Source organism: Sphingobium sp. GW456-12-10-14-TSB1, assembly GCF_059424385.1.
Window position 1 is genome coordinate 2,630,853 of record NZ_JBWKZI010000001.1, and the last position, 11,920, is coordinate 2,642,772.

At 58.1% G+C, this 11,920-nt stretch carries 12 protein-coding genes; 6 read left to right on the forward strand and 6 right to left on the reverse strand.

Features of this window, described 5'->3' with window-relative positions; all coding sequences use genetic code 11:
- Window positions 1-44: 44 nt before the first annotated feature.
- The 4 genes from ndpG to ndpH are packed head-to-tail and all read right to left on the reverse strand — an operon-like array spanning window position 45 to window position 3,276.
- Window positions 45-665 (reverse strand): maleamate amidohydrolase, encoded by a 621-nt coding sequence (ndpG, locus tag AC07X9_RS12855; RefSeq protein ID WP_017183769.1) that lies wholly within the window; start codon window positions 663-665, stop codon window positions 45-47.
- Complete coding sequence (ndpE, locus tag AC07X9_RS12860) at window positions 652-1,707, reverse strand: 2,5-dihydroxypyridine 5,6-dioxygenase (RefSeq protein ID WP_017184746.1); 1,056 nt, start codon at window positions 1,705-1,707, stop codon at window positions 652-654. Before ndpE ends, ndpG begins: the two co-directional genes overlap by 14 nt.
- Entirely contained in the window at window positions 1,694-2,521 is an 828-nt protein-coding gene (ndpF, locus tag AC07X9_RS12865; protein WP_066861594.1) for an N-formylmaleamate deformylase, read from the reverse strand. Before ndpF ends, ndpE begins: the two co-directional genes overlap by 14 nt.
- 2 nt (window positions 2,522-2,523) lie before the next feature.
- A complete protein-coding gene (gene ndpH / locus AC07X9_RS12870) occupies window positions 2,524-3,276 on the reverse strand; it encodes a maleate isomerase (protein WP_037514121.1) in 753 nt (250 codons plus the stop codon).
- 679 nt (window positions 3,277-3,955) lie between these two features.
- On the opposite strand from ndpH, the gene AC07X9_RS12875 reads away from it, so the two are divergent.
- The 4 genes from AC07X9_RS12875 to ndpC all read left to right on the forward strand — a co-directional run bounded on the left by AC07X9_RS12875 (window position 3,956) and on the right by ndpC (window position 8,348).
- Window positions 3,956-4,411, forward strand: a complete 456-nt coding sequence (locus AC07X9_RS12875) for a helix-turn-helix transcriptional regulator (RefSeq protein ID WP_165418744.1) — start codon at window positions 3,956-3,958, stop codon at window positions 4,409-4,411.
- Window positions 4,399-4,782, forward strand: a complete 384-nt coding sequence (locus AC07X9_RS12880; RefSeq protein ID WP_157784779.1) for a nuclear transport factor 2 family protein — start codon at window positions 4,399-4,401, stop codon at window positions 4,780-4,782. The genes AC07X9_RS12875 and AC07X9_RS12880 overlap by 13 nt, the downstream gene beginning before the upstream one ends.
- 374 nt (window positions 4,783-5,156) lie before the next feature.
- Entirely contained in the window at window positions 5,157-6,032 is an 876-nt protein-coding gene (locus tag AC07X9_RS12885) for a phytanoyl-CoA dioxygenase family protein (protein WP_017181806.1), read from the forward strand.
- A 291-nt stretch (window positions 6,033-6,323) separates the two neighbouring features.
- Entirely contained in the window at window positions 6,324-8,348 is a 2,025-nt protein-coding gene (gene ndpC / locus AC07X9_RS12890) for a 6-hydroxypseudooxynicotine oxidase (protein WP_017181807.1), read from the forward strand.
- Window positions 8,349-8,390: 42 nt separating this feature from the next.
- Here the strand turns inward: ndpC and AC07X9_RS12895 are convergent, their stop codons facing one another.
- Both AC07X9_RS12895 and AC07X9_RS12900 read right to left on the reverse strand, forming a co-directional pair.
- Complete coding sequence (locus AC07X9_RS12895; RefSeq protein WP_017181808.1) at window positions 8,391-9,098, reverse strand: TetR/AcrR family transcriptional regulator; 708 nt, start codon at window positions 9,096-9,098, stop codon at window positions 8,391-8,393.
- 100 nt (window positions 9,099-9,198) lie between these two features.
- Entirely contained in the window at window positions 9,199-9,477 is a 279-nt protein-coding gene (locus AC07X9_RS12900; protein ID WP_124810772.1) for a hypothetical protein, read from the reverse strand.
- A gap of 820 nt (window positions 9,478-10,297) precedes the next feature.
- Between AC07X9_RS12900 and AC07X9_RS12905 the strand changes: the two genes are divergently transcribed.
- A complete protein-coding gene (locus tag AC07X9_RS12905) occupies window positions 10,298-11,437 on the forward strand; it encodes an ornithine cyclodeaminase family protein (protein ID WP_086485784.1) in 1,140 nt (379 codons plus the stop codon).
- Between the two features lie 51 nt (window positions 11,438-11,488).
- Complete coding sequence (locus AC07X9_RS12910; protein ID WP_017181810.1) at window positions 11,489-11,911, forward strand: RidA family protein; 423 nt, start codon at window positions 11,489-11,491, stop codon at window positions 11,909-11,911.
- Window positions 11,912-11,920 lie beyond the last annotated feature (9 nt).

The window sequence follows — 11,920 nt, forward strand, 5'->3', positions numbered from 1 at the left end:
CGGTTCCCTCCAGTTGTTTTCTGATGCGCATGCACCTGCGTTATTCAAAGCTTCGCGATCCAATCGGTCACGTCCGCGGCGTCGGTGACGTCGCCATATTTCTGATCGATGTCATAAAGGCTGGCTTCATGTGGCGCGTTCGCGCGATCAGCACAGCAGTCGCGCGGCACCAGAACGTTGAAGCCAGACTGCACTGCATCCACGACGGTCGCCCGGACACAACCGGACGTAGTCGCGCCCGTTACCACTATGGTATCGACACCCGCCCCGGTGAGCATGGCCGCCAGGTTCGTGCCATGGAATGCTGATGCGCCATGCTTCTCCACGATCGGATCGCCATCGGAGATCCCGGTCGCCGCATCGATCTCAACGAGCCTGCTCCCCGCGAGAAGCGCTCTCATTCCGGTGGCCTTACGCAGCCAGGCCAACGTCTCGACCTCCCAGGGCTGGTAGGCGATAGTCGTGTAGATAACGGGAAAACCACGGCTTCGGGCCAGATCGGTGATGGCACGGGTTCGCGCGATTTGCGCATGCATATCCGCCGCCGTCGGGTAAACAGTGTCGGTGAAGCCATAGGTAAAATCGACCACCACGACCGCCGGCCGAGTGCCGCGGGGCACGCTGCCTCCGAACCCCGCCTTTTCATAGACTTCATCCTGCGACATCGAACACCTTACCCCCTTCGCAAGCCGTCAGGTCCTTCGCTACGACTGCTCCGTCCAGCAACACCGGTTCTCCATCCAAAAACAGCGAGCAACCGCGCAGCGGTATATCGAGATGGCAGTCCGTGTCGTTCATGCCGCCAAGCTCGTTATTTGGACCGGTTGAGAACAGCACGTTGCCAAGAAAGCTACGCATCTCCATGCCCATTCCGCCGGGGAATTCGCCGGGCGTCATCCGGTGCCACTTGGCGTCAGGATTCATTCCCCAGCCGATGTGGCTCAGCGCAAAGCCGCGCGGATCATTAAAGTCCGCCATGTACGACTTGACCAGATCAGCTTCCAAGCCGCCCCGGATCGAGGTGACGACGCCCTTCTCGATCGTGTATGTTATAGGCTCGCGCACATAAATATTCTGCGGCAGCAATATGTCGCCCGGCGCGATGACGATCTGCCCGTCCACGCCGTCGTCGTCGCCGCCTGTAAAGACGAAGCCGGATGGCCAGTGATCCCATCGGCCCGGCGTGTCGGTGCAGGCATATTCGGTGACAGTGGGATAGGTGCCAAGCTTATACGTGACGTCCGTCCCATAAGGCGACGTGATGTGCATCGATTTCGCGCGACACAGCAACTCGCCTGCGACCTCCACTTTCTCACGCAACTCCCTGGAAGGCAGCATCCGCGCGAGCAACTCCGGCGGCTCCACAACCGTAAGGACGCGAGCACCCGCGGCCTGGATCGCCATCTGCTCGGGCGAGAACAGCAGGAAGACGCAGTCGATCACCATATCGGCATTCTTCAATGCCTCCACGGCTTCAGGCATCCGCGAAAGCGGCGTCTGCCCTACCGCCCAATTGCCCATCGGTGCAGGCGCCGGCAGCCGCATGTGGTAGATATTCGCCTTGAGCGCCCGGCCCGCAGCGAGAAACGCGTCGGCATAATCTAGTCGCTCGTCACCCTGAGTCAGCACGACCAGCCGCTCGTCGGCGCGAACACAGGACATTTTCAGCTGGTGGAGGCATATCTCCGCGAAACTAGCGCGATCCATTTGCGGTGGCCTCCTTGATGTCGGCTTGAAAACCTGCGACTGCGCCGAGGAAACCGTCCAGATCATCCCACGGTATCATGTGCCCTGCGCCTTCGACGGTCACGACCTCGATGCCGGGCGCCAGTGTCCGAATTTCTTCAATATCTGCCGTTTCGATGACCGGCGAGCCACCGGCCACGACGAGCCGTATCGGCAGGTCAAGGTGCGGCAGGTCGGCATGAACGTCATCCGTATGAAAGCCTTTATAGGCCGCGTCGATCGCACGCAGTTCGCACGTGTGGAGCCATTCAGCACGCAGCGCGCGCTGATCCTGAGTCCAGGTCGGGCAGAATGCCTTCATTTCTTCCGCCGAGCAGCCGCGCTGCGCCAGCAAGATCGAATCCTCATACCATGGCCATGCCGAGGGATAGGGGCGACGGCCCGGCCCGCTTACGGGCGGATCGGCCAAGATCAGCCCGGCAAAAATCCCGGGCGCTTTCCGGGCGGCGCGGATCGCGGTGCGGGCGCCCATGGAATGACCAAGAATCACCGGACGATCGAGATCAAGAACACCCGTCAGCGCGACGACATCATCCGCCATTGCATCCAGGGAATAATCAAGGTCGCCAGCTTGACTTAATCCGCGGCCCCGAACGTCGAGCACATGAACCTCGTACGTCTCGGCCAGGCGAGCGGCAACGAAATCCCACGTGACCGCTGGCGACGTGATGCCAGGCACGAGAAGCATCTGACGCCGCCCAGGCGCGCCATGGCGCACAAGATGGTGCCGGATGCCGTTCGCATGAACGTTGTATCCGAAAGGACTGCCGTCCATTGTTAGAATGCCCCTGATAAAAGCGTCCCGCCACCGGGCACGCGCGTGTCGAGGTCAAGGGCTCGCAACATCGCCCAGGTTGTGGAGATGGCTGCGGTCAACACCGGCTTGCCGACCTGCGCCTCAACGATCGAGACGGCGGGCAGCGACGGCATCTGCACGCATGCAGACAAAATTACAGCATCGACCTCGGCCAAATGCTCCATCGACGCGACGATGCCCGGAAGCCGGGCGGGGTCGTGAGCGGCGACTGCCAAATTATCCGAAATCTCAAGAGCGCGCCATTCGACGACATCGATGCCTTCGGCACGAATATAGTCGACAACAAGCTCGGTTAGCGGCTTCATATATGGCGCCACAATCGCCACTCGCTTCGCGCCAATCGCCTTGATCCCATCCACGAGCGCGCCAGCTGACGATACGACGGGGGCCGGATGGCCATTATCGATTGTTGCCTGATGCAGGCGGGCCTGGGACTCACGATGGTAACCCTTGCCCATCGACATGATAGCCACCAGACATGCATAACCCATCACGTCGACGGCCGCGTCAGATAACTCGATGGCGCACGTGTCGCTGGCGCCGTCCATTTTGGACAGCTCTTCCTTGGTCACGTGCTTCATGCGCATGCGGGCCGAATGGAAGGTAAAGCGCTCGGGCGAGATGGTCTCGCGGGCACGGAGGAGCGCCGGTATTTCAGTCTCCATCGTAACATTCGAACTCGGCACGATCTGCCCTATACGGTAGGCCCTCAATTGCCCTCTCCTTTGCTGCTGTGGCAACATTAATTCGTCCGTTGGATAAATACAAGGTCGAATATCCATGGGATCCAGCTTGGCTTATGCATATCGGAGCCGGTCCTAATTTAGTCAGGTGTCAAACACATGACCGATGGGACGCTGCGCCTGCGACGGCGGCCACTGCCCATGCACATTCTCACTTGATTTCTTTTTCTGTATAATTGATTGTGGAAATATCGGGAAGTTACCTTGCGCGCAGCATGTCTGGCCGATGTGCGATTGCAGGCTGCCCGTGGGTCCTGTCTGTTTGGTTGCGAACCGCCGACCGGATCCAGTTTATAACGAGATTGAAAGATTTTCGTCGCGCGGCCGAACAAGGCGCGCCAGCGAAGATACGAGAGGAATGCACTGGATGCCACCGCAAATAACAAACGTCCAGAAACAGTCCGAAAGTTTGAATCGGCGGCATCTGGTGAGCGCCGCAGGTATCGAAGGCTCGAGCGTTACGCGTGCTTCGTGCATCTCGCGTGATACCTGGAGGAGTTCAGGGGATAAGTCCTCCCACTCCTTTGCCAATTCAAAGCACGCGCGCCCTCGGTGTACGCCGCGTCACGCGCCCACTCATCATCATTGCCAGGAGAACGGTGGTGCTGCTGAAGAGCCCATAACCGCTGCAATGCCAGGCCTATTTCAGTTGCTTTCCGACGAGGGCCATTCTTCGGACGCCTTTTTAATCCGCAGATTGAAGCAGGCGATTCTGAATGGCCCACGCTTCGATGCGGCCGAAGCCGATATTGCGCGGGATTTGGGATTGTCAGCAAGAACCCTGCGCCGACGACTCCATTGTCTAGAGACGTCTTACGCACAAATTATCGCGGAAGTCCGATTCGCATTCGCCAAGCAATGCCTTTCCGATCCACAACTGACGATTGGCGACGTGGCTGATCGGGCGGGCTACACCGAAGTGAGCAACTTCAGGAACGCCTTCAAACGATGGGCGCACGTTTCACCACAGGCTTTCCGCGACTTGATAGGCCTGACTCAGCCAGGACGAGCGAGCCCTCTGACCCAGCCGATTACAAAGGCCAGCATAGGCGGCCGTCATCTTTCCGCACGCAACACGTCAAAGGAGCGACCATGTCTGACCTAAATGCACACACTACCGCTTTTATGAGCACATTCAATGACGGCGATTACGACAAAATGCTCGGTCTTCTGTCTCCAGACTGCGTGTACATGGATCCCAACGGCATCGAGCATAAGGGTGTCGATGCCATCGGCGCATCACTCAAGTCCATCTTCGACGGCACTCTTGGAAGCGTCCAGTATACGGTTTCCTCGACGATGCTGGACGAAGCAAGCGACCGCGCCCTTGTCGCCTGGACGATGATGATGACGGCCGCAGACGGCCAGCAATCTTGCGTCGACGGGCTGGATATCCTGGATTTTCGCGACGGCAAGCTCATCTCGAAGAACGCCTTCTGCAAAGCAAATGGACTTGCCATACGATCGGTGAAATGAAGTTCTGCCGACTTTGCGCTTCCCCGGCACTAAGCTTCGACAGCGGGAGCCGGGGAGCTTATATCAGGACCATAGTCGTCCGCATATAGGAGTGCGCAGCTAGAGCATTTTCGAAGCAGATGGCATCACCTGCTGGATCGGAAAATGTAGGAATCGAAAGACTTTAGAGCCTGATCCGATCCAGTTTGATCGGATCAGGCTCCAGACAGCGTCGGGTGAATGTGGCGCGAGTCGTTCGACCGACACAGAGCGCATGATAGATCGTTTCGATCCCGCCGCTGTTCTGTGACGTCCGTGATCAAGTGCATGAATTGCAGAAATTGCCGCTCCATTTTTCCCGTCCTCGCCTTCGTTTACGTTGATAAGGTATAGTCATGGCTACAATAGCTTCTGTCTCGAATGACACCTCGGTTGACGCTGTATGTGAAATCATTGACCGGGATGGTGCCGTCATCATTGAGGGCATGATCACACCGGGTGTGATGGATCAGCTAGTCGGCGACCTGGAGCCATGGATAAAGCGTTCACCGTTCGGAGAGGCTGGCTTCTCGGGCAATCGAACCCGGCGCACGTCCGCGTTATTTGCCAAATCACGGCATATGACGGAATTTGTTCTCCATCCGTTGTTTCTAGGCACGGCTGAGAGACTTCTTTGCGTCGAGTTCCCGATGATGGCAGGCGAACGGCAGACCATGGTACGGCCCACGGTTCAGGTATCGGTGACGCAAGCAATCGAGATCAGTCCGGGCCAGGCTGCACAGGACCTGCACCGTGACGATGGAATGTACCACGTCCGCCATCCCGGTCCCCATGTGCTCCTCCAGACGCTTCTTGCAGGAACGGACTTCACCGCAAGCAACGGCGCAACGATGGTGATCCCGGGCAGCCATAAATGGGACATGGACCGGCGGCCTCAGCCCCATGAAGCGGTTCCTGCTGAAATGAAGCGCGGATCGGGTCTTATGTATGTGGGCAGCGTCTATCATGGAGGGGGCGCGAATATTTCGAACGAGTGCCGCTTGGCGATCGCACTATCCTTCACCCAAGGCTATCATCGTCAGGAGGAGAATCAGTATCTGGTTGTGCCGCGAGACATGGTGAAACAATATCCCAAGCGGGTTCAACAGCTTTTGGGATATGAGATGTCGCCGCCATTCTGCGGCTGGGTTGAGATGAACGAGCCCAGCATCGTCCTTGAAAGTGACGACTTCGCCATAGCCAAGGCATTCAGCCCTTATGAGCATGAGTAACAGCTTGGTACGCGGGGCAAAAATAGGTTGAGAACTATAGATCGGCCCTTGATCGATCGCTTATGTCGGTACATCTTTGCGTCCACATCAGCGTGGAAGCAACAGGCCCGCCTTTCAACTCATCTATGCCCTTAGCTGTGTGATTGCCCCTTTTTTGGCCGCTTTCCATATGCGACTTCACGCCGTTGGCACTATGGTCCCGCGCATCCATCCGGCTCTGGACGAGATGGATGCGCGGCGGCGTCTTCCCGTCATTCCGAAAACTGACTGCGTGATAACGTGGAGTAACAAATGCGCGACCCTCGATACGATATTCTCTTCGAACCGCTGCAGATCGGCCCTGTAAGAACGAAGAACCGGTTCTATGTTGTGCCGCACGCCACCGCGATGGGCATGCCCGCCCTGGATGAGATGATTGCGTTCCGGAAAGCCAGGGCCGAGGGTGGCTGGGGCGTTGTCTGTCTTGAGGAGACGATGATCCACGAAACCTCGGACCACGCACCTTTGCCTGATCCGCGGATGTACAACGACAAATATATCGAGCCGCTATCACGCGTGGTCGCAGCCGTGAAGGAGTATGGCGCGCTCGCAGGTATAGAGCTCGCGCATGCGGGTGCCTCCGGCCCTGCCATCAACCATCGCGAACATCCGCTTTCACCCACCGGCAAGTTCCCACATTATTTCATCAATCCCATCTCGGCGCGAACCATCGACAGGCAGGACATCACAAACTTCCGCCAGTGGTATCGGGACGCGGCGCTGCGTGCCCGCAAGGCCGGCTTCGATATCATTTACGTCTACTGCGCGCACAACCTGTCGCTGCTGCAGGACTTTCTGGATACCAGGACGAACAAGCGCACCGACGAATATGGCGGCGTATTTGAGAATCGCGTCCGCTTGCTCCGGGAGACGCTTTCCGACGTGAAGGACGCGGTGGGGGACACCTGTGCCGTCGCCGTTCGCTTCGCTGTCGAGGATCGGCGTCGGCCTTCGAACATCACCGCACTCGAGGATGGTCGCCGTGTGGTGGAGGCGCTTGCCGATGTGCCTGACCTGTGGGACGTGAACGTCAGCGATTGGGCCTGGGATAGCGGCAGCAGTCGGTTCTTTGAGGAGGGCCAGCAGGAGCCGTTCATCGATTTTGTGAAAAAGGTCACCAACAAGCCGGTTGTTGGCGTCGGCCGCTTCACCTCGCCTGATGCGATGGTAAGTCAGATCAAGCGCGGAGTGCTTGATCTCATCGGGGCCGCGCGCCCTTCGATAGCTGACCCTTTCCTCCCGAACAAGATCGACACGGGCCGTCACGACGACATCCGGGAATGTATCGGCTGCAACGCCTGCACCGCTGAGGTGATGACCTATTCCAGAATCCGTTGCACGCAGAACCCCTCCGCAGGCGAGGAGCATGTGAACGGCTGGCATCCTGAGAATGTGCCGGAGGCGCACGACCCCGACGCATCTATACTCGTAGTGGGCGGCGGCCCGGCTGGCTTGGAGGCAGCCCACACGCTTGCCAAGCGTGGATATCAGGTATCTATCGCGGACGCGGGCAGCGAATGGGGCGGCCGCCTCGTACGCGAGCGGAGGATGCCGCGGCTGAGTGCCTGGGGTCGCGTGGTGGATTACCGCGTCAGTCAGCTACAGACGATGCCGAACGTCAACATGTATCTCGAAAGTCCGCTCAACGCAGACGATATCGTGGGTTTCGGGGCCGACCACATCATCATTGCGACGGGCGCCAAATGGCGCGGCGAAGGCGTGGGACGCCATCACGACGAGCCCATCACGGGGCACGACCTTCCCCATGTGCTTTGCGCGGAGGACATCCTCAACGACAATGTGCCGAGTGGCGGCAGCGTTGTCGTCTACGACGAGGACTATTATTATATGGCGGCCGTTATAGCCGACCGCCTTGCCAAGGCGGGTTGCAAGGTGACCTATGTAACGACGGCCAGCGATCCTTCCCCCTGGACGCACAACACATTGGAACTCGTGCACGTCATCAATTCAATGAATGAAGCCGGGATCGCGATCGTGGTCGGCACAATGATCACATCGATCGACGAAGGTTCGGTGACCGCCAGCCGCCTGCTTGACGGGGCAGAAAGCCGCATCGACGCGGACACAGTTGTCCTGGTTACCGGCCAGATCTCTGACGATGAACTCTATCAGGAGCTAGTCGCGAAGCGCGGGGCGGGCCTCATCCGCTCGGTCGATCGGGTCGGAGACTGCCTCGGCGCTGGCCAAATCGCGCAGGCTACTTACGATGGCAGAAAGGCGGGAATCCGGTTCGGCGAGTTGACTCCAACCGGATGAGCTCGGAACGCTGGCTGGTCTATATGCCCGGCCAGCGTTCGCTTATGGCACGGCCGCCTGGATGCCCGCAGCGAGAAACTCGACCATATGGTCGAGCATCTCGTCCTTGGAAATATGCCTGATCTTACCTTCAGTCAGGTCCTCAATGCGGCCGAGATCGTTCAGCATGAAGAGATATGTCCCCACGAGAAACGCCATGCGCAGGCCGATGGTTCTCTTGGGAATGTCGGGGAGCACCTTCGCCAGCGCATCGACATACCGCTTGACTGAGGCGTCGTAGACCTCCCGCCGCAGTCTCAGCGCATGCTCTTCCGGCTCGGCGTGCAGACGGGCCTGAAGGCGCACGAAGGCGGACCCCGCCTCTCCGCTGTACTTCAGATCCCATTGTGGTTGAAGATAAGCGCGGACGATCGCCTTGACCGTTAACGGTTTTCCTCCTTCAAGAAGCTGATCCAGCAGAACGTGACGGCGTCCGGACAACAATCCGCCGCGACGACGATAAACCTCATCGAACAGCTGCTGCTTGCTCTCGAAATAATAGCGGATCAACCCCTGGTTAACGCCCGCCCGCTCGGCGATATCGCGGATGCTGATGCCCGCATAGCCCCCTTCTGCGAAGGCGATCTCCGCCTTGTTGAGGATCGTCTCGCGATGGTTGCCGTCCTTCCTTGGCCGACCAGGCTTACGCCGCCTTTCTGTAGCTTCCGTCTTTTTTTCCGGAGCGGCCGCGGCCTGCGCTTCAGCTTCCATTCTCGCCGCTTCCAACATCAAGATTTCTGAATCGCATGGGCAAGTACCAGGCTTGCGAGAAGCCGAGCTCGTCCACGTCCTTGGATAACGTCACGTCCAGTCACTGAATAATATCTCCGCGATTTCGCCGATGGTCAATTTGCCTGTCCATTGTTGGAATGGACAGGTGGGGTAGCATCTGCGCATACGCCGCCAGAACCATAGCATTGATGTTGTAACGACCGACGAGGAAGGTGGGCAGCGGCGGGCGCACTCGCGCCGAAGCTAACGCACGACGCCCGGTCGGTATCGTTTCGCGGCTGCGGCGTGCAGCAGCTGTTCCCGCCCTCGTCGTCACATTCCAACTCGCTACGGTCTTTCCGATGCGATGGGCCTTCAACCGCCACCTCCTATGCTGCCCAGACGCGCGTTAATTCTACACCTGCAATATTACAAGATGAAACTCTTTACTATCTCGCCGTTTAGCCCGAGCCGCCAACGTTATATTCTCGATTTTGTTGCGCGCAACCGGCAGGATATCATGTCGTGGTAGTGCTCGACCTTGAGGCGACCTGGGCAGTAAGCCGGGCGTGATGCACGGAGCAAGGTGGCCGCCATGGCCCCATTGCGAAGCAGTCGGAGGCATCGAGTGGCGTAAATAACGGTAGAAATCTGCACTTGCGATCGATCAACTGGCCTTCGCTCAGCATCCGTCGATCTCCTTCGCCCCTCGCGCATGGCTCCAGATGATCGCCGAAACGACGCATCGACTATCCGCCCAGGAAAGCCCTACGACAACAAAAACAAACCGCTCGAAACGAGGTATATGCGCCCTGCCCTTTCGACCGAGCAGAGCCGCCTTTCTTGACTTGACCAATAATTTTGCATCTGTAGAATTAATCCGGAAATCTGAGAGAGTCTAGCGCGAGATATCCCTGCCTGAAATAACATCGTTCGGATGAACTTACCCGGGAAAGCTCAGCGCATATGTGGAGCCCGTCTGGTCGAAAATCAGCTGAGCAGATTTGATCGGCACGGAAAGCCAGGCTCTCTTAATATAGGACTAAAGGCATGTTCGCAGTATCCGGCGATCGAGCGTGGAGAAGCAGTCTGGCCGGGTAGATACCGGCTCGGAGAACCGACGCAGGGACACTGTTCAAACCGACGACGACCCGATCTTTTTATTATTGACTTGAAGAATATTCTGGAGAGAAGATTCAATGGCCAGCCCGGCAAAGATAGATTTTGTTTATTTATCCGAGAGCGACATGATCGCAGCGGGTGTGACCGACATGCCGACCTGCGTCGATACGATGGAGGAGATGTTCGGGCTCTTGTGGCACGGCGACTATCGCATGGCGGGTGCCAATAATGACTCCCATGGCGCGATGGTGTTGTTTCCAAAGGAGTCTCCTTTCCCCGACATGCCGAAGGCGACTGCCGACCGCCGCTTCATGGCCATGCCCGCCTATCTTGGCGGTCGCTTCCGTACAGCCGGCGTCAAATGGTATGGATCGAACGTTGAAAATCGTGAGAAAGGCCTGCCGCGGTCTATCCTGATGTTCGTGCTCAATGACGCAGACACGGGTGCGCCTCTTGCCTTCATGTCCGCCAATCTCCTGTCAGCGTACAGGACCGGCGCCATTCCCGGCGTCGGGGCTCGCCATCTGGCGCGTCGGGACTCCAAAGTGGTCGGCCTTGTCGGCCCCGGCGTCATGGGTAAGACCACGCTCATGGCTCTGTGCGCCGTTTGTCCCGACATCGACACGATCAAGATCAAAGGGCGCGGCAAATCCAGTATCGATAGCTTCCTCGCCTGGCTCAAATCCGACATGCCCCAGATCGCGAACATCGAGGTGGTCGATACGATCGAGGCGGCGGTTCGCGAATCCGACATCGTCACCTACTGCAACACCGGTCTGTCCGGCGACCCATCGACCTATCCTCTTGTCAAACGTGAATGGGTCAAGCCCGGCGCTTTCCTGGCTATGCCATCCAGCTGTGAGATCGACAGTGACATGGAAGCTCCGGAAGTTCGTAAGGTCGTGGACAATACTGGTCTCTATGAAGCCTGGTTTGAAGAATTGCCAAAGCCTGCACACAATGTGGTGCCCGTCATTGGCGTAAAGTTCATGGACATGATCGCCGAAGGCCGAATGGCCAAAGAGGATCTCGAGGATTTGGGTCGCATCGTCGCTGGAGAGGCGCCGGGCCGGACGAATGATGAGGAGATCATCATCATGTCGGTAGGCGGAATGCCGGTTGAGGACGTCGCCTGGGGCACAATCATCTATCGAAACGCCATCGAACGCAACATCGGGCAAACCCTGAACCTTTGGGAAACGCCCGTTCTGCGCTGATGCATAATCCGTATTCGGCCAGATCGGCCGCGCTACTTAGTCGGAGGACAAATGGTTAATGTCGTAAAACTCAAGACAGGCTCAAGATATGAGGATCTGGCGAGCTATTCGCGACTGGTAGCGGTCGATAACTTGATATTCGTTTCCAACACCGCGGGCCGCAATCCTCAAACGCAGGAGATACCGGACGATGTCACCCAACAGACCGAACAGGTGATAGCCAACATCGAGCGCGCGCTTGGCGAGGTCGGAGCAAGCCTTGGCGACGTGGTTGCGTCCCGCATTTTCATCCAGGACCCGGCCGACGTACCAGCGGTCATGGCCAAGGTAGGGGAACGTTTCCGCGGCGTCGATCCGGCGATGACATTGACGTGTCCTCCACTTAGTTCGAACGTGTACAAGGTCGAGATCGAAGTGACCGCATTCCGGGGCGCTTCGAAGGGTAAGGTGGAAACCCGACGACTGTCGATCTGACCCACGTCG

Excerpts from the sequence above, each read along its gene's own strand:
- ndpG (WP_017183769.1), bottom strand. The coding sequence starts at position 665 with ATGTCGCAGGATGAAGTCTATGAAAAGGCGGGGTTCGGAGGCAGCGTG.
- ndpE (WP_017184746.1), bottom strand. The coding sequence starts at position 1,707 with ATGGATCGCGCTAGTTTCGCGGAGATATGCCTCCACCAGCTGAAAATG.
- ndpF (WP_066861594.1), bottom strand. The coding sequence starts at position 2,521 with ATGGACGGCAGTCCTTTCGGATACAACGTTCATGCGAACGGCATCCGG.
- AC07X9_RS12880 (WP_157784779.1), top strand. The coding sequence starts at position 4,399 with ATGTCTGACCTAAATGCACACACTACCGCTTTTATGAGCACATTCAAT.
- AC07X9_RS12885 (WP_017181806.1), top strand. The coding sequence starts at position 5,157 with ATGGCTACAATAGCTTCTGTCTCGAATGACACCTCGGTTGACGCTGTA.
- ndpC (WP_017181807.1), top strand. The coding sequence starts at position 6,324 with ATGCGCGACCCTCGATACGATATTCTCTTCGAACCGCTGCAGATCGGC.
- AC07X9_RS12895 (WP_017181808.1), bottom strand. The coding sequence starts at position 9,098 with ATGGAAGCTGAAGCGCAGGCCGCGGCCGCTCCGGAAAAAAAGACGGAA.
- AC07X9_RS12905 (WP_086485784.1), top strand. The coding sequence starts at position 10,298 with ATGGCCAGCCCGGCAAAGATAGATTTTGTTTATTTATCCGAGAGCGAC.
- AC07X9_RS12910 (WP_017181810.1), top strand. The coding sequence starts at position 11,489 with ATGGTTAATGTCGTAAAACTCAAGACAGGCTCAAGATATGAGGATCTG.